We start from the raw sequence: 18298 nt of genomic DNA on the forward strand, positions 1-18298 counted from the left end.
CGCACCCCCCCCCCCCTGGCCTCCTGGCCGAGCAACCCGAGGGGGGGGGGGGGGGGGGGGGGGGGGGGGCACGCCAACGCCCGCCCGCAGCGATAGATGACTTGCGGCGGTACGGATGCGGTCGTGGGGCATCCGAGCCTGCTCGCCAGCGCGGTGAGCCACCGCTGAAAGGTCAGCGGGGAGAGACGCGCATCAGTCTCAGTGTGGTGTGGATCAGCTCGAGCCCGGCAACCCCTGCGATAAGGCGTTGCCTCGCCTGCTCGGCTTCGCCCAGCCGCTGCCCCTGTGTCAGCCCGATGATAAGGAGAGGCTTGGGGCGATCGTCCACCTTAGCGTTGATTCCGGCCCAGACGAGGTCCTGGAGGTTCTGAGCGGGTGCCCACATCATGAGTCGCTCGGAGTCGGGCCCCTTGACGACACACTGGGTGGGCTTTATGTCGAGCGTGTCGAGGTCTGCTCGCCATTCCGGACCGAGAACCTGCCGGGCGATCTGATCGGCCGTCGGGTAACGGCGGGAAGCGTACTTCGCGTTGGGGCCAATGCCGTTGCGGACCCGAGGGAGTTCCTTCACTGGCCCGTCCTTGATCCACACCCGGACCTTCTCCCGAGGGATGAATCGGGCCAGCTTGTCACCGATCAATGGATCGTTGACCCACCGCTCGTAACATCGTGATCGCTCACGCGCGGATAGCCCGTCCCAATCGAGTTCCTCGATCTGGCGGTAGACCTCGGAGAGGACCTCCCCCCGGATCTCCTCGTCGATCTCGCTCATTCAGGTTCAGCCTCCAAAGGCGGCGGGGTTGGGGAACTGTAGACGGCTCTCGTCCAGCGCGGTCTCCAAACTGGCCGCGTCCTTGATCCATTCACGCATCAGGCTCTCAGCGCGCTGGTCCGCGAACTCGAAACTGGTGCCACGCCGCGCCAGCCGCAGGGTTTCGAGTTCGTCCTCTGCGACCTGTTGGCGGATGTTCATGATGGCCGCGACGCGACGGATATCGCTGACAAAGTCTAGAACCTCCACGTGCGTCTTACCGGCGCGCAACCTCAAGCCTCGCCCGAGCTGTTGAACGAAGATCCTACGGCTGTGCGTGACTCGCGCGAAGCAGAGGATGTTGACGTCAGGAACGTCGACTCCCTCGTTCAGGATGTCGACCGCGGTGAGGATCGGCGTCTGACCGCTGCGGAAGCGCATCAGCCGCGCCTGTCGCTCCCGCCGGTCCAGGCCCGCGTGGACCGCGAGAGCCCCCCGCCACTGGGGCACCTCTCCGAGCAGGGCGGCCATCCGCTCCGCGTGTTCGACGGTGCGGCAGAATACGATCGCGCGCGGCTGGAGTGTCCGTTCCCAGACAGTCATGAGCTGTTCACGGACCGCCTCGTCCCGTTCTGGCAGGAAGAGTCGAGCGTTCAAGTCTTTGATCGAGTAGCTGTGCTCGCTGGCAGAGCGGACGAAGTCCCAGTCGATACTGTCGGCGTAGAGCCTGTACCGCACTTCGGACAGGTAGCCGAGCCGCATGCCGTCCTCGATGCCGAGAGTGAAGCTCGGCTCGCCGAACCGATGGCGAATATCGAAGCGGTCGCCCCGCCACGGCGTCGCCGTCACTCCGAATTGACGGCTGGCAGCGAGGACGTCGAGCAGTTCGGCGAGCTGCCCGTCCTCGGCCACGTGGTGGGCCTCATCGACCATCACCAGAGCGGGCCGGTAGCCGGCCCGCGCGTAACCGAGGGCGCTCGCCACAGTGGCGCACGTCACCCCTCGCAGGTCGTCGGGTCGGTGATCTCCGGTCAGGAGCTGCGTGCGGACGTCCTTGGATAGGTGCTGCCAGAGCGCGCGTTCCAGCTGGTCTACCAGATCCTTGGCCGGGGCGACGACCAGGACCTTGTCGCTGGGATTCCGACTGAGATGGTGAGCGATCACCTCGCCGCCGACCACCGTCTTCCCCAGGCCGGTGGCCAGCACGAGCAGTGCGCGGTCTGAGCTGTCGAGGTCGTCGAGGACGGCCTGGAGCGCCTGCTCCTGGTAGTTCCGCAGGGTATGCGGCGGAAGGCGCCGGGCAGCGAACACGTCGTCCGCGTACAGATCCATGAGTTCGTGACCAGACCACAGCTCCACGCGCATCCCGGCTGCCGCGAGACTCTCGCGGCGCTTGCGGGTGGTAGGTCCGAAGCGGCTGTTCGTCACGACTACAGCGTGGTCGGCGCCGTAGTGGGCCTTGGCGTGGAGCACCTCGTCGATCGCGCTGGGTGGCACGGCCGCCCCCGCCTTCCACTTCGCCTGGAAGACCCAGCGCTTTCCCTCCCGGAGCGCGAGGATGTCCCCTCCTTGATCGTAGGACCCGTCGATGTTGACCACGTCGGTGAAACCCAGGTGGAGCGCGAGGCGCTCCACCTGGCGAGTGAAACCCGACGGCCCAAGGGCACGCAGGAAATCCGGGGCCATGAAGGAGGTTTTCACAGATTCACTCCGAGCGGACGATGTTGTGGTCGAGCATGTCGAAGGTGATCCTGGCCAGCGCCAGCTCCAACCGGGTCTTCGTCCCCGGTTCGGCCAGGAACTCACTCACGACCTCAAGCGGTCTCACGGCCTGCGCCACCTGGCGGTCCTTGATCTCACTGTCCGACCAGCCGGCCCAAGAGGTCTTGAACACCGCGCCGTCGAGGAAATCGCCCGGGAATACTCGTACGAGCGCCGCGATGCCGGCCGTGTCGAGGTACGCCACGAACGCGCCCTCCTTGACCACCGTCGGCCAGTCGAGGGAGGCGTCAGCCCGACCCGCTTCACGCTCGGCGCGGAGGCGAGCGTCCTCAGGGAGGGCAGCCCACAACTCGGCCGCCTTCAGAGGGACGATCGGCTCCATCAGGGCCCGGACCCGGCCGGTCATTGCCTCGGCCCTCTCCCGCAGTGCGGACTCGGTGACCCGCTGGTCCGGAAACTGCCGGGTAACGTCAGCGAGGACCGCCGTCACCTTCTGCCCATCGGGTTCGAAGGCGTGCAGCGTCTGCGCGATCTCCATCAGCGCGTAGTCGCGCGGGTCGCGCCCGTACTCCCGGAACACCGGGTGCTCGCTGTAGACATAGACCTCCAGGCTGGTTCCGCGCCCCATCCGGGCCAGGGAAGGAACCTGACGTTCCTGATCGTCAAGGAGGGGCACGTGGCTGTCAAAGACCGTCACGATCCGCCGCCCCAAGCGAGGAAGGCTCACCTCGCCCGCGAGGTCGAACAGGCGGGTCGAGTCAGCACGGTACCGGGCAAACCGCTGCTCCTCCGTCTCTACCGGCTGGGGCTCGGGCTCAGCCACGGGAGTTACGGGCCGCGCCTCACCGTCGGCATCCGTCTGGCCCTTGCCCAGAGGAGCCAAACCCGTGCGCCCGGACAGCGAGCCGCGAGGCCCGCCGGCGCCGGCGGTCGGGCTCGGGGCCCGGCCACCGTTATCGCGGGCCTCGTCGTGGGCGAGTACAGCCGTGAACCAGATCTCGTCCGAGAGATACTCGGCCTGACCCGCGTGGAACTTCGCGCCCCAGTCGCGGGCCGCCTCGTGGGTCGCCTTGCTTCCGTCGCCAGGGATGAGGCAATCAGTGCCCGGACGGTTTTCCTGGTAGCCCTTGAAGATCTCGCCGAGGGGGGAGGTGTTTGGCGGGTAGCCAAGCGTGGCGGCCTTCTTCGGACGCATTGGGCCCTCACCGCGCAGGGCTGTCACCGCGTACCGCCACTCGCGGCTCTCGCGGTTGAAGTCCAGCTTCTGATAGCCCACCGGAACATGGTCGAGGTGGATCTCGCCTACGATGCGTCCCTGGTTGGCCGGAACCTCCACCGGGTACTCCGGGACGAGGGCGCCGTCGTCCGGGTTCTCCCAGGAGAACAGAGAGCGGTCCCCGACCCGGATCTTCCTGCCGTTGCGGAGGAAGTCGATGCCGAAGTCGCTCTCGTGAAGGTACCGCTGGACGCCGATCCAGCCGTGGATACGTCGCTCGCGCAGCTGCAGGTCTTCGCTCTCGCACTGGACGCAACGGTCGAACTCGAGGTCCGGGTTCTGCCAGTGACCACAGTCCATACAGGCGAGGGCGGGTGCCAGGCGGATGTCGACAGACCTGATCGCCGGGATCTCGCGGCCCTGCCTGGTGACTGTCCGTGATGCCGACCAGACGCAGGGGAGCCGGGGTGACACGTTCTTGCCGTTGACCTTAAGCTTGAAGCCGCGCCCAGCCATGGGGCCGTCGGGGACCCCGGGTACGGGGTTCTCACTACGAAGCAGGTAGGAGTACACGCGTCCGAGGTCGGCGCGGATCGCCGCGTGCCGGCGGGGGCGCTTGAGGTCTTCGGCGATCTCGTCCCGGAGGCGGCGGACGACGACCTCCGTGCCGTGCAGCGCGGGATCGTCCTTCGGCTCACGGCGAAGAGGCGACTTGTAGCTGTCGTTGCGGGCGAGCCGCCGCAGATCGATCTCCACAACCAGCCAGTCGGGGTCTCCCGCGCGGGTCGTCCGCACCTCGGTCAGGTTCCCAAGCCGCGCGGTGGCGATGTTGAAGCCCATGCCGAACAGCCCCAGGCTGCCGTAGCGGCGCTTGCCGCTGTAGCCGGCTCGGAGCGCGTTCTGGAGCATCTCGCGGCTCATACCGCGACCGTTGTCGATCACGCTAACGAAGAGGTCCTCGTCGGTCGGCTTCGGAAGAGTGATCCAGACCTCCCGGGGCTCCCCGCGCGTGAGGTCCGGGTCGGTCAGGAAGTCGTCGAAAGAGTTGTCGATCAGCTCAGCCATGCACTGCCAGGGCTTGTAGGGGATGTCCCCCAACGCCTCCAACAATTGCGGCGAGGGCGTGAGGTCGATCTCCTCAAGGGGCGCCCGCTCGGCGTCAGTCGACAAAGTGCTCCTCCTCGGTAAACGCGCCAGCGTGGTGGTCCAGCGGGTATCTGTCAGGTCAACCAAGGCTTACACCACGGCACTGACAATCGGGGACGGTTCCCCTTCTGATCCGGGAAGTCAGCGGGGAGCGCGGTGGCTAGGAGGTGCTCGTCCGACGGTGAGCGGAGGCCGAGCGCCCGCTCACTGCGGCGACCTCTGTGTCACGCATCGCGCCCAGGGGCATTCGACAGGGCAGGCCCGTTGGCCGAGGGCCCCTCGTCGTCGAGCCTGAGGGGAGTCGGGCGGCTGCTGCGGGCAACTTCAGCCTGACGCCGTGGCTGGCGCATCCTGGGGATGGTGCGGGGGCGCGGCATTCCGAGGACAGCAACCAGACGCAGCCGCAGCGAGGCACGATCTGGACGGCCTTCTCGGCGGTGTCGGCTAGTAGTGCTTCGTTAGGTTCTGGGTCTGGTTCTGTTGGTGGTGAGGGGTCGGCCGCAGGTGGTGCAGGTGCCGGTCCAGCACCTCAGCAGGTCCTGGAGTGCGTCCAGGACCTGGTAGAGGGTCAGGCCGGCATCTGTGCTTTTGGGTCGAGTCGCCGCAGGGTGAGGAAGGCCTGAGCGGCGGTGACGAGGGTGACGTGGTGGTGCCAGCCGCGCCAGGTGCGGCCTTCGAAGTGGTCCAGGCCCAGACCGTGTTTGAGCTCGCGGTAGTCGTGCTCGATCCGCCAGCGCATCTTCGCCCACCGCACCAGGTCGGCGACCGGGGTGATGGCAGGCAGATTGGTCATCCAGTAACCGGTCGGCTCATCGGCTTCTTCGGGCCGTTCGACCAGCAACGTCCTCAACGGCAGCACGCCATTCCAGCGACTGCGTCCGCCTGCTTGTTCCTGGGCAGTGCGGCTGGCTTCCTTCCCCGAGGGCCGCACCTGGATCACGGCGAAGTGCGAGGTCAGCGTGTCTTTGCTGCCCTGCCGCCAGCTGACCTTCTCGAACACGGCGGCCTCTTCAACCAGGCCTGGCAGCGACCGGGGCGCCTCGCGGTATCGGGGCAGCGGCGGCGGTCCCAAGCCGCCGTAAGCGGGTTGATACGGCTCGGCGCCGACAGGCCGTGCGATCTCCTTCGGATCGACGGCCACGACATAGGACCAGCCGCGTTCCTCCAGCGCGAGCCGGAAGCAGACGCTGCGGCCGTACCCGGCATCCGCCACGATCACCGGCACCGCCATCCCCTGCGCGGCCAGACGGTCCAGCAGCCCCAGCGCCAGACGGCTCTTGGAAGCATGCCCGACCTCGCCAGGGATCTGGGCCCGCTGCCGCCGCCTGCCGTCGTGCACCCATTCCTCGGCCAGGAACAGCTCCCACTCCAACGGGCACGACGCGGTGTCCGTGGCCGCGTGCACGCTGACCGCGACCTGGCAGTTCGCCCGCTTGCCCAACGCTCCGCAGTACTGCCGGGCCACCCCGGCCGAGGCAGTGCCGCACTTGGGAAACGACACATCATCGACCACCCACACCTCGGGGCGGATCGCCTCGCACAACCGCTCGGCGATCCGCCGCCGCACCGGCAGCCAATCCCACGGCGACTGGTTCACGAACTGCTGCAGAGCCTGCATGTTCCCGTCCGGCAGCCGCTCGGCCATCGGCTGGATCGACTTGCGACGGCCGTCCAGCATCAGACCCCGCAGATAACACTCGCCCCACCGCCGCTGATCCCGCCGCGGCACCGAAGCGAACACATCGGCAACGAACTCCGATAACTCACCCAGGAGCCGTTCCACCTCCCCCAGCCTCATACCCCGGAAGATGCCCACCACCAGACAAGATCACCCAACGTAACGAAGCGCTACTAGGTCTCAGCCGCTGATCACCACCGAAACGCTCTGCTCTCAGGGGGCGTCGCGGTCCAGGAACGTCTCGGTGCTCGGGTGCGACCACGGCAGAGCGTCGTATCCGACGACCCGCCGCTCGATATGATCCTTGACCTCCGAGACGAGGGCCTCGACGTCATGGACGACGCCCCCGTGGGTGCGCCGTCGCCCCTCGTGCACGGTGTCCCACTTGCTTTTCCGGCTCTGCCGGGTTGTCGCCCCCTGCTCCTTGCTGCCGAACCCGGTGAGGATGCTGTTCCACACCGGCTGGTAGCCGACGCGCAACCCGTTCTCACCCAGATTCGCGTGCACGTCCGGCAGCAGCAGCGCCCGGAACCGGAACTCATCGATGGGGAGGCCGCCTTCGATGATCGAGATTCGGTGCTGCTTGAGGCGGCTATGGAGAGGAAACCGCTCCCGGACCCTTGCCCCGGTGGCGCTGTTGCTGGTGGCTTGCCCTACGTACACGGGGATCTGAATGGTCGACAGGGGCAGGTACAGCGCCACGCCGGCCCCACGGTAGTAAAGCGCGTACAACCCGGACCCCTCGAACCTGGGGATCTCCGTGGTCATGGAAACCAGGGGCTGACGCTCGAAGGTCTCGCAGACGGTGTTCGCGATCTGTTCGGTCGACAGCGGGTCGAACGAGGCGGGCGTGTACTCGGAGGGCATGGCTTCCTGATCGATGGGGGCGTGTCCGTGCCGGATGGGGGCCGTCGCTGTTCTGGCGCGGCCGCGAACTAAGCTCGCCGCCTTCAGCGCCGAAAAACATTCGCCCTGCTCCTTCGGGAGTGATGGATCATGACGAACCCTATGGTCTTGCTCACTCTCTGGCGACTCATTCGAGTGAAACGGCCCCATGATCACCAGCTCCGCGGTATGGTTCTCGCATGGTTGACCAGCCCAAAAAGACGAAGAAGCCGCGGACGAGTGTTGAGCTGTTCGCGGGCGGGGGTGGCCTTGCCATGGCGGTCCACCAGGCGGGCTTCCGTCCGCTCCTGTTCAACGAGTTCAACAAGCGCGCGTGCGAGACGCTCGTGGCGAGCGCCCGGAAGACGCTGGGTGTGGACGGGATCGAACTCGTCGAGGATACGAAGCCCGAGCCTCCCGGGCCCGGGCGGCCCGCGCCGCTTTACCCTGGGGACGTCCGGGACCTCGACATGACGGCATTCCAAGGCAAGGTGGATGTCCTGGCCGGTGGCCCGCCGTGCCAGCCATTCAGCGCCGGCGGGGTCGCCAAGGGCGACGAGGACAAGCGCAACATGTTCCCGGCCATGTTCAAGGCCGTCCGCGAGATCCGGCCCAAGGCGGTCATTTGCGAGAACGTCCGCGGTCTGCGGCGGCCCTCCTTCGCGGAGTACTTCCAGTACATCCAGAACGAACTGACGCTCCCCTTCGAGAAGCGGGATGACGAGGTCAGCTGGGAATCGCACAATGAGCACCTAAAGGGCATCATCGGCGGGCTCTCCCAGAACGACGCCGATCCCGACCACTACAAGGTCGTGATGGTGCCTGTGAACGCGGCGGACTACGGGGTGCCCCAGATCCGTAACCGCATCGTGCTCGTGGCTTTCCGCGCCGACATTCCGGTTGATATCGAGGCATTCGAGAAATATGTCAACACGCCTCAGTTCTCGGAGACCGCCCTGTGGCGCTCGATGCTCGACGAGGACGGGCCGTACTGGCGACGCCACTCGGACGTGCCTCCGCGAGCGCGCGAACGGGCGCGTGCGTGGGCTCGGGCCAAGCTGCCGAAGCCGACCAAGGAAGAAGACCCCAAGATCAGGCCATGGCGCACACTGCGTGACGCCATCAAGGGCTACGGCACCGATGTCAAACTCCCGGCGCTTCCGCCAGTGGACCTCGGCCGTCTCGACGAGAAGTTCGACTTCGGCAAGGAGATCGGCGTCGTCGACCACATCGGCTGGCCGGGAGCGCGTATCTACCAGGGGCACACACCGAACGAGCTCGACAGGCCTGCCAAGACGGTCAAGGCCGGCGTGCACGGTGTGCCCGGTGGAGAGTCCGTCGTGCTGCTCGACACTGGTTATGCGGACCCCACATCACCGGACGGGTGGACACATCATCACCGTTACATGACGGTTCGAGAGACGGCTCGGGCGATGACATTCCCTGATGAATGGCTGGGGTCAGGCCCCCGCGGGGAGCAGATGCGCCAGCTCGGCAACGCCGTCCCGGTCGTTCTCGGTGAGTTCTTCGCCAACGCCGTCGCCGACGCGCTCTCAGCAGCTGGACACTGAGGTCATGCAGGAACACGGGGCCGGGGGGCACTGGAAAGACCAACTTCCCCCGGAGCGGGCGTACAAGCGGCGCGCTGGTGCCGTGGCACCAGCGGTGGAGCAGGACCGCGCGGCCGGAGGCCGCAACCGACGCAACGTCGCGCTAGGCGACGGTCGCTTCGCGCGCGCCTCGATCAGTTTGCGGTTGTATCGGCGGACGCGGCGCATCCGCGCGTACCTGCGCTGGTCGAAGGATGGCAAGACCCAGGAGCGGTATGTCTGCGAGGTCGAGCGCGCGTCCAGGGGCGAGAACCTAGCTGAGGCTTGGCAGCGGGCTAGGGATAGAGGGCTGTTGGCGGTGGAGACGCTGCCGCCCGAGTCGACCGCCTCTTCGCCTGGGGTCCGGGCTGCCATGCGTGCCAATCGCGGCAAGGACACCGGCCCCGAGCTAGCGTTGCGGAGGCTGCTCTACCAGCGCGGACTGCGCTATCGAGTTAACGCCCGGCCGCTCGCCGAGATTCGCCGTAAGGCGGACTTGATCTTCCCTGGTGACCGCGTCGCAGTCTTCGTGGACGGCTGCTTCTGGCATGGCTGCCCCGACCACTACCGCCCAGCGGTAAAAAACGCGGACTTCTGGCGCGAGAAGATCGACGGCAACCGGGCCAGGGATGCTGAGACCAACCAGAAGTTGCTCGCAGCTGGGTGGAGAGTGATCCGAGTGTGGGAGCACGAAGATCCGGCCCGGGCCGCAGACGAGATCGAGCGACTGCTCCGGCGGTGGCGAGCCTCCGGAGGCCAGCGGGACGCTACAACGGTCGGCCGTTGAGCAGATCTGTGACGGCGCCCTCCAGACGTCGGAGGACGATCCTGCCGTCGCCCTTGCTAAAGGCCAGCAGGGTCTCACCAGGATTGATCCCAGCCTCGGCGAGGATGCTCATGGGCAGGGCGACGGTGCCGTGCTCGTCGACAACCACTTCGGATGGGGAGGGGATCATTGGCGGAGTCCTTCATCCGGGGGCGCTAGGGTCTTTCGTTTGGATCAGCGGGCGGGCCAGAGGAAGATGCCTGCGATGTGGAGTCCGGCCAGGTAGATGGCGGCGGTCTTCTCGTAGCGGGTGGCGATGCCTCGCCGCTGCTTGAGGCGGTTGATGCACCGCTCGACGGTGTTGCGCTGCTTGTAGGTCTCGCGGTCGAAGCCAGTGGCCTGCCGCCTCGGCTGCCCCGGTGGAGCCGGTGGCTGCGCTGGTCCGCCGGGACGGGGATCACTGCCCGGATGCCGCGCTTGCGCAGGTGCTCGCGGATCACGCGGGAGGAGTACGCCTTGTCGGCCAGGATCAGATCCGGCCTGGTGCGGGGGCGTCCTCGCCGACGGTGAACGCGCAGGCGGGCCAAGACGGCGGTGAAGGCGGGTGCGTCACCGTCTTGGCCTGCGGTGAGAACGAATGCGAGGGGTCGGCAGCGGGCCTCGGCGGCGAGGTGGATCTTTGTCGTCAGTCCGCCGCGGGACCGGCCGATGGCGTGGTCGTCCGGTTCGCCGGCCGGGGCCCCCTTTTGCGGGCCCCGGCCGCGTGCTGGTGGGCCCGCACGATCGTGGAGTCCACCGAGACCGCCCAGTCGAGGTCCTCATCGGCGTCGGCCTGGGCCACAAGAGCGGTGAACACCCGCTCCCAGGTGCCGTCGACGGCCCACATCCGCAGCCGGTTGTAGACACCCCGCCAATTGCCGTACTTCTCCGGCAGATGCACCCACTGCGTGCCGGTCTGGAACTTGAACGCGATCGCGTCGATCACCTCACGGTGATCACGCCGACGACCACCCCGCTTCGGTGTCCGGTCCGGGAGTAACGGCCCGATCCGCGCCCACTGCGCGTCGGTCAACGGCACAACAGGACCGACGATCGACTGATCCAAACGAAACTGCCTAGCTTGTTGGTGGGATCGGTCTCCGTCATTCGTAGGATTTGGAGGCCGAGGTCCGGGACCAGTGTCTCCAAGCAGGTGCTGTAGGTGTCTACCAAATCGAAGCAAGATCACAAGTTGCCCGCAGGAAATCTGTGAGAATCGGCGCCAGCGGTGTCCGTGCTGGTGGCCAGCCGGTGGCCGGCGCGCGGCCGGCCGGGTTCCCGGGGTGTGGGCGAGGACGCGCTGCTTCACTATCGGCCGTCCCAGTCGTCGTCGGACGTCGAGAACATCCCCGTCACGGATCTCGGCAGCGACTGCTGCCGAGATCCGCCGAAAGCAGATGACGGGCCCCTTGCGAGAGGTGGATGACCGAGTTCCGCATCGTCCCCGCCCTGGCTCGGTCGGCCTTCAAGCGCCAGCAGGGCCGAACCAGATGGCGTAGCTCTGACACGAGGAACTCGCCGTAGTACAGGGCGGGTCCCAAGCCCTCCAGCCGCGCGTAGTGCTCCGGCGTGAGCGCTGCGTCGCGTCCGGTGCCGGCTTGCGCCATCGCCGAAGCAACAGCCGGAAGGCGAGGTTAGGGGTGCAGTGCCGGGCGTACTCGGCCAGGTCGCGCCTGACCGCGTCCGGCACGAACCGGTCCCTGGGATCTCGGCGAGGACCGCGTCCGCCAGCTCCTCGTCGTCGCTCTTGCCAGGGGCGGTGGACGGGTGAACGCCGTCCCCCGCGTTCCTGGCCAGCCAGGCGTCGCACAACGCGATGAGCGTCTCCATCCACTGCGCCCCGACGTGACACCGGTAGCCCCTCCGGAGTGGAGCGCCGGTGTCACCCGCCACGGCGGTGGGCCGGGTGCGGGGACGGCCGACCGGCAGACGGACCCGTACGTTGTTCAGCACCGGGATGAACTGAGGGCTGTCGGCGGCCTACCCGGCGGTCAGGACGATCGCCATCGGCCGACAGCGCCGGTCGGCGGCCAGGTGAATCGTGGAGGTCGACCCGCCGCGGGACCGGCCGCTCCCCGGCACTCGGGACACCGTGCGCTTCAGCTCACGGCCGTTGGCTGTTCCGCAGCGGCGAGCACTGATAGCGCAGCCCCTTGCCCACGATCCGGAACCGCTCGCGACCGGCTGCCGAGAACGGGTTGGGCAGCTCGAACACCTGACGGTGCTCCGGGTCCAGAGCGGCGGTGATCACCAGGATCCGGTACCGACCGCCACGCGCGTGGGTGCGCGCGGCATCCACCTCGGACGGCCCGAGCTCGAACTCCACTCGCTTGCCGACGGGTTCGCTCAGCGCCTTCACCTCGTACAACCGTGTGGTGTCACGCCAGGCGACCTCGAAGTCGTACCCCAGGCTGTCCGATGCCTCCCGGTCGCCGCTGATGACGGCGGCGTACCCCGACCGCCAGCGCACCTCGGGGTAATGGCGCTGAAGCCAGGCCCGTGCCACGACCTCCCCGACCAGACCGATGGCCGACCGCTGGTCCTCACTCACCTGGTGCAGACGGGCCACGACCACCCGCGACGTGCCGGAACTCCCGCCTCGCCCGGGCTGGGGCACCGGCGCGACCGTGTCCAGGCGTACCTTGCCGGACTGGGCGAGGAAGGCCTCGTCGACGGTCCTGGAGGCTAGGTCCGCGATGGCGGAGAAGTGGTCGCGTCCCACGGCGACCTCCTTCTCGCCGATCATGATCGTGGCCGGGCCCGCCGCGCGTGATCCGGCGGTGCCCTGCGCGGGTCCGGTCCGGGGCGTCAGGTCGGCGGGGGTGAGGCCGAGGAGCCCCGCGTCGGCTGTGAGCGGCATGCCGGTCGGCCAGCCCACACCGCGCCGCACCACGTCGAGCAGTTGTCCCTCGCTCAGCTCTATGAGGTCGCTCAGGCCGGAGCCGTCGAGGAAAGTCCGCGCCTCCAGTAGGGGCGCGCCCTGCCAGCCGGTTGGTACGGGTGCTCCGTGCCGGCGGCACCAGGCGGACACGAGCCGGGCCAGCGCCGGAACCAGGGGGTCCAGTGCGGCGGTGTTGAGTTCGCGGAGCCGGTCGACGGGTGGGAGATCGGTGGTTCGGCCGAGATCGTCGTCGGCGCCGTGCGAGCGCAGCCAGACCTGTGCCCTGGCCCGCATCTCGTCCTCGGGCGGGGTGACGAACCGGGGCAGCCAGTCGGGGTCCGGCAGCAGATCGTGGAGTCGACGGGCCCCGGCGTACGCGGAGAGGTCCGCGCCGTGGCGGGCCGCCGCCACGTACCGTTCCCGCAGCCGGTCCACCAGGGTGCCGGCGTGGCCGCGTACGAAGTCGCCGAAGGCCTGCTTGTGGAGATCGGGGTGGGAGTAGGGGGCGTAGCCGGGGCCGAGCGTGGTGAGCGCCTCGTTGAACCGCTGGAATTCCAGGCCCAGTTCGTCACGGAGTTCGGCCGGTGTGGTGCAGGAGCGGGCGAGGGCGACGAGTTCGACGGCCGGCACGGGCAGCGAGACGGTGTACCGGCCGACGATCTGGACGAGTTCGTCCTCGCCTGCCGCGCGGTCGAGCGCCCGCGCCGCTTCCTCGTCCCATGCGGGGCCGAGGAGACAGCACAGGGCCGGGCGCAGCAGTCGTACCGTGTCGTGCACGTCTCCCGTGAGATTGCGTCTGATCTCGGCGACCTTGGCCTCGGTCGTGTCCAGTGCCATCGCCAGGGGGCGGTTGTCGATCCTTTCAGGATCATGGGTGTCGAGCTGCCGTTCCAGCTTGACCAGGACCAGCTCCAGTGCGTCCTGCAGCCCCGGCCTGCCCAGCAGTTGGGCGAGCGCGGACGTGCACGCCTGCAGTTCGTCCCAGCCCTCCTCGCTGCGCCAGACGACGACCGTGGGATGGTTGGCGTCCGGCAGCGGCAGCGCGCGGGTGGTGGGCGGTGGTTCGGTGAGCACGCCTGAGATGACGACCTCCACAGCGTCGGACCGGACGACGCGCACGGTGCGCAGCCGCTCCAGCAGGGCCCGCACACCGCGCTCGCTGCGGCGCAGGAACGACCCGGACTTCAGTTCAACGGCCAAAGCCACCACCGTGACGAGCCATTCCCTGCCGTCGATGAGCGTGTCGGCGTGTCCGGTAGGGGTGATCGGTTCGCCGTCGCGGTGGCGGATCTGCACATCGGTCGCCGACGTGCGCAGGGTGCGGATGCCGTGCGCGTCGGCCATCTCCACGATGGCGTCCCCGCTCTCCGGTCCGGCGACCAGGACGGGATGGCCCGCCAGTTCGACGAGTGCCTCCTTCAGCGGCGCCTGCTCGTCGCAGACGTGCACGGGCACGTCCTCGGCCGTTGGCACGAAGGTGCCGAGGGCGTTGCCGCGACTGACCACGAGTCGTACCTCCTCGCCGGTGAGCCACGGCCAGCGGGTGTTCTGCGCGAGGTGCGACCACGCCCGCCCGTAGTGCTTCTTGAAGGAGACACTGAGGTGCGTCGGTACGTCTCCCCGGTGGAGGATCTCGCCGAGGTGCTTGACGGCCGCTCCGGCGTGCCGAGGGTCCTCCCAGCTCCGCAGCCCGCACTGGCGGAGCCTCGCGGCCGCGGCCTTGTCGGTAAGAAGCCGCCGGGTCGGCAGCGGTAACGAGGGGACGAAGCTGGGCAGTTCCCCGTCGGTGCTGAACCACGCCTCGCCGGGGGTGACGAAGGCCGGGCCGTCCGACTCGGCGTCCTCCACCGGAAGCCAGGGCGTGCGGCGGAGGAAGGAAGCGAACGGTGTGGGCCAGGAGTGCTCGTCCCGCTTGTGCGGGTGCTCGGGCCGGTACACGGTGACGTTGAAGACCTCGTCGCCCCAGGTGCGGAATCCCAGGATGAGCAGTTCGGCGAACTCCCGCCGCGTGGTGGGGCCGAGGTCCGCCACCTCGGTCGCTCCCGGGAGATGGGTCAGTGGCCGCTGGAACGCGTAGGGCGTCCACGGGTGAGCGAACTTGGTCCACCGGGACCGTATGTCCGCCGTCCACATAGGCCCCAGGTCGTCGCCGAGGCCGAACCGCTGGGCCAGGCCACGGGGTGCCAGATCGTTCCCCTGCTGGGCTCCCAGGCGGTCCCCGACAACGGACAGCCGCAGCCCGTCAACCACGCCGACGGCCGTGAGGAATTCGAGGTACGCCTCCCGGTCCCGGACCGGCGCGGGCCAGTCGTCGGGGCCGCTGATCCAGTGCCGCCGCTGGTCCGCCAGCTCGGGGATCCGGGAACCGCCCGCTTTGAGGAACCTCTCCAGCCGTTGCGCGCCTTCGGTGCCCCAGCCCGGTGAGTAGGAGCAGCGTGTCGCCCTTGCCCAGCCGCCGTCTGCGAGCGGCACCCGGAAGGCGATCCGCGACAGCCGGTCGCGCTGCCCCGGCGTGAGCGCCGGGAACTGCCGCAGGGCGAAGGTGAGGGCGTCGCGGCTGAGGGCCTCCGAGGGCCGTGCCCCGAGCAGGTCGTGCAGCGCGTCGAAGACCTGGTCCAGCTGGTAGGAGCGGACCAGCCCGCCCCGCAGCAGGAAGTCCCGTCCGGGGCTCTCCCAGGTGATGTCGGGGTGGGTGAAGGCGATACGGCGGCGCAGCGCCTTGAGGTCGCCGGGGACGCGGGTGCCGGCGTCGTCGTGCTCGTCCCCGGGGTGGAAGAAGACGGTGCCTTCCGTCTGGCCCTTCCTTCCCTGCTCCGCCGCACCGCCGAGCGCAGGCCGCAGGCCGCCGTCCTGGTCGAGGACGATCCGCCGGCCCCGCAGCGCGGTGTGCTGGCCGGTGAAGGCCTGGGCCAGGTCGTTGTAGAAGTCCGCCCAGCGTGGGCTCGGCGACTCGCTACCTTCTGCCCGGATCTCCTCGGCCACCGCCTCGGCCCAGTCGGCGGTCCTGACCAGCGGAGGACGCAGGGCCCGGGAGACGACCGCCTTGGCCAGCCGGTCGGCACGGGCGTGCCGGACCTGGCCTGCGCAGGCGGCCAGCAGACGGGCTCTGGCCCGGGCGAGCGCCCCGGCGGTGAGGACGCGCCAGGGGCGTCGGCCGTCCGGCCAGGCGTAGGTGTCCCGCAGGGTGCCCCAGGACTCCCCGCCCTCCAGAGGGAGGAACGGCTCGACGGCGAGCCGCCCGTCCACCGCCTTGCCGAGGCGGGCCGGGGTGTCCCAGCACATGAGGTCGAGGACGAGGTCCCCGGCACGGGCGTGCGGGGTCTCGGTACGCAGGCGTCTGGCCGATTCCACGCAGAGAACCGCCAGTTGGTCGAGCAGCAGATCGTTGAGGGCCACCGCCTCGCTGATGTCGAGCCGGGCGAGCTTGGTGAAGAACGGCGCGTGGGCGTGGCCCGGGAACGGCGCAGAGGATGCCTCCGACATCGGGATGAAGGTGTACATCCGGCCGTTCCGCGACAGCGGCCGGTCCAGTCGGAGCGCGACACTTACCCACGCCTCGCCCTGCCACTCCAGCCATTTCGCGTCGATCCCGTGGACGTCGACGCTGCGCTCGATCGCCACGCGCAGCGCCTCGGCGTCCAGGGTCCGCCGGGCCAGCAGATACCGCCCGGCGTCACCGAGGTCGACCTCGCTGATCCAGTCCGCGGTCCGGGATGCGACCAGGTCGCAGGGGCGTTGGGCACGTGACAGCACATGTCGTGTGCCGCCCTCGGCCCCGTCACGGATCTCCACGACCAGTTCCCGTACGCGGTCGAGGAAGAGCAGTAGGGGCGCCTCGTCGTCCACCACCTCCGCGGCCTGCGTCACGACAAGGCCCCAGGCGTGGTCGTGGCGCAGCGGCAGCCGTACGACGGTCGAGAAGCCGTCTGCGGCGAGTTCTTTGAGCACGGGATCCGTGGCCTCGGCCGGCACTGGCAACGCCAGCGGGGAGATGTCCTGGATCACTCGGGCCGCGAGGGCCGTGTCGTCGACAATGGCGTGGATGTCGTCCGGCCGGGCGAAACGGAAGCAGTAGCCGTCGAACGAGTCGGAAGCGGGCGACGCCTTGGAGTAGATCTCGGGCCAGTCGGTCAGCTGCAGCACGCTGCGGAAGCCGAGCCCCTTGTTCCCGATCCCTTCCCCCGCCCCCTTGCTGGAGAGGGCCAGTTCGGTGATGGCCTTGAAGTTCTCCTCGGTGAATCCGGTTCCTTCGTTGGCGACGTACAGGACGCCGCCACCGTCCTCCTGGCGGATCGCCAGCACGACGATCCTGCCAGTGCCCCCTGCGGCCAGGGCATCGTGTCCGTTCTGGATGAGCTCCAAGATCGTGCGGCCCTCGTACTCCTGGGCCGTGTCCTCACTGACGGACTTCAGGCTCTCGGCGAAGCGCCAGTCTCCTCCCGCTCCGTCGAAGATCTCGATCCGCCGTCGTGTCAGAGTGGTGATCGCGTCCCCGAACCCCGCCCCTGCTCCGCTGCCCCTCATCGGTGTGATGGCCGTTCCCCCCTCGTTGAACCGGCATGCCGGTGCGTGCCTGCCGGGAATCGTGCTCATCAGTGTGACCGGAAGTGGGCACCAGCCACGTTTTCCGGCCAATTCCTTGAAAGCTCACATGTCGATGTGAGAGGGGGTGTGGCCAGATACCGTCCCTTGCGACGGCCGGGCACCCTCAGATTGGAGACCGGCGGGACGACTCAAAGAAGCCCATCGGCGGCCCGAATTGTCATAAGCGCGTGCTAGAGAGCCAGCCCCGTTCGCGGAGCTGGTCAACTGTCAGCACGAAGGATCAACCGCTGGTATTTGGGGACATCTGGAACGTCCGGAGCAAGGAACTCGTGCTTGCGGTGCAGCAGGGGCCGGTTGGTCGAGTCGGCGTCCAAGAGGAAGGAACCCTTCAAGGTGCGGCGGCTGATGTCAACCGCCGCCGGCAGCGGCTCTCTTTCCTTTGTGGAATAGCGCCCCGGGATCTGACTCGCACTCTGTTTGGGGCGTTGTCGTGTGTTCGCCGGTCAGGCGTCGGCTTCATCTTCATCCTCGTCGTCCGGGGCGGGGTCCGGGACGAAGGCCAGATCGAGGACGTAGCGTTCATTGGCCGGGCACCTGTCCCAGGCCCGCTGGATCTGTTTTGGGGTCCAGTCGTCGGTGATACTGCTCAGTGTCTCGCCGTAGCAAGCGGACGCGGCTTCACGTCCGCCCACCATGCGTAGCCCTCGTACACACCCGGGCGCGGTAGGGCCATCTCGCCTGCGGGTCCAGGGTTTGGGCGGTGTGTCCCAGATGCGGACGGCGATGCGTACGTCGATGTCGGCCTGGAGACTGAGGCGGTACAGGCGGCAGCCGTGGCCCGCCACCACCTGTAGTCGCCAGCAGCGAGTGACGAACGATTGCCCGCAGGATTCTGCCGTCTATGAGAAGACGACAACCCGGGTGCCCCGGCTCTTTGCCACCAAGGTGCCCTTCCCGGTGGCCGGTCGGTGGCCAGACGCCTTTGGACGACGTAATACGAGGTAGCACAGACCAGCCGGTCGCACATGCTCTGATCAGGCCAAACGGCACTCAGCAGCACGATCAGGCACCACGCAGCAC

10 protein-coding genes and 2 pseudogenes are annotated in these 18298 nt (G+C 68.2%); 2 read left to right on the forward strand and 10 right to left on the reverse strand.

What is annotated here, in order from left to right:
• Window positions 1-172 precede the first annotated feature (172 nt).
• From ACZ4WH_RS27095 to ACZ4WH_RS27115, 5 genes are all read right to left on the reverse strand, one after another.
• The gene (locus tag ACZ4WH_RS27095) at window positions 173-772 is read right to left on the reverse strand and encodes a hypothetical protein (protein ID WP_468185099.1); all 600 of its coding nucleotides are present in this window, start codon (window positions 770-772) and stop codon (window positions 173-175) included.
• Between the two features lie 6 nt (window positions 773-778).
• Window positions 779-2452 (reverse strand): DEAD/DEAH box helicase family protein, encoded by a 1674-nt coding sequence (locus ACZ4WH_RS27100; protein ID WP_468185102.1) that lies wholly within the window; start codon window positions 2450-2452, stop codon window positions 779-781.
• 4 nt (window positions 2453-2456) lie between these two features.
• Window positions 2457-4859 (reverse strand): ATP-binding protein, encoded by a 2403-nt coding sequence (locus ACZ4WH_RS27105; protein WP_468185105.1) that lies wholly within the window; start codon window positions 4857-4859, stop codon window positions 2457-2459.
• Between the two features lie 544 nt (window positions 4860-5403).
• Entirely contained in the window at window positions 5404-6633 is a 1230-nt protein-coding gene (locus ACZ4WH_RS27110) for an IS701 family transposase (RefSeq protein WP_468185107.1), read from the reverse strand.
• Between the two features lie 93 nt (window positions 6634-6726).
• Window positions 6727-7380, reverse strand: coding sequence for an Eco29kI family restriction endonuclease (locus tag ACZ4WH_RS27115; RefSeq protein WP_468185110.1), 654 nt, complete (start codon window positions 7378-7380; stop codon window positions 6727-6729).
• 218 nt (window positions 7381-7598) lie between these two features.
• Here ACZ4WH_RS27115 and ACZ4WH_RS27120 point away from each other — a divergent pair, with 218 nt between their 5' ends.
• On the forward strand, window positions 7599-8969 hold the full coding sequence (locus ACZ4WH_RS27120; protein ID WP_468185113.1) for a DNA cytosine methyltransferase: 1371 nt from the start codon (window positions 7599-7601) through the stop codon (window positions 8967-8969).
• 4 nt (window positions 8970-8973) lie between these two features.
• A complete protein-coding gene (locus ACZ4WH_RS27125) occupies window positions 8974-9774 on the forward strand; it encodes a very short patch repair endonuclease (protein WP_468185115.1) in 801 nt (266 codons plus the stop codon).
• On the opposite strand, the gene ACZ4WH_RS27130 is transcribed toward ACZ4WH_RS27125, so the two are convergent.
• The 5 genes and pseudogenes from ACZ4WH_RS27130 to ACZ4WH_RS27150 form a co-directional block, all read right to left on the reverse strand.
• The gene (locus ACZ4WH_RS27130; RefSeq protein ID WP_468185117.1) at window positions 9755-9943 is read right to left on the reverse strand and encodes an AbrB/MazE/SpoVT family DNA-binding domain-containing protein; all 189 of its coding nucleotides are present in this window, start codon (window positions 9941-9943) and stop codon (window positions 9755-9757) included. The two genes, ACZ4WH_RS27125 and ACZ4WH_RS27130, sit on opposite strands and share 20 nt — an antisense overlap.
• 44 nt (window positions 9944-9987) lie before the next feature.
• Window positions 9988-10831 (reverse strand): annotated as a pseudogene (locus ACZ4WH_RS27135) (IS5 family transposase).
• A 776-nt stretch (window positions 10832-11607) separates the two neighbouring features.
• Window positions 11608-11862, reverse strand: a pseudogene (locus ACZ4WH_RS27140) (IS5/IS1182 family transposase); the annotation flags it as partial.
• A 34-nt stretch (window positions 11863-11896) separates the two neighbouring features.
• Window positions 11897-17197 carry a sacsin N-terminal ATP-binding-like domain-containing protein gene (locus tag ACZ4WH_RS27145; RefSeq protein ID WP_468185119.1) on the reverse strand — a complete coding sequence of 1767 codons (5301 nt, stop codon included), beginning with the start codon at window positions 17195-17197 and terminating at the stop codon, window positions 11897-11899.
• A 524-nt stretch (window positions 17198-17721) separates the two neighbouring features.
• Window positions 17722-17913, reverse strand: coding sequence for a hypothetical protein (locus tag ACZ4WH_RS27150; protein ID WP_468185121.1), 192 nt, complete (start codon window positions 17911-17913; stop codon window positions 17722-17724).
• Window positions 17914-18298: the final 385 nt, after the last annotated feature.

The sequence above is a fragment of the Streptomyces sp. NPDC029138 genome (assembly GCF_055564375.1).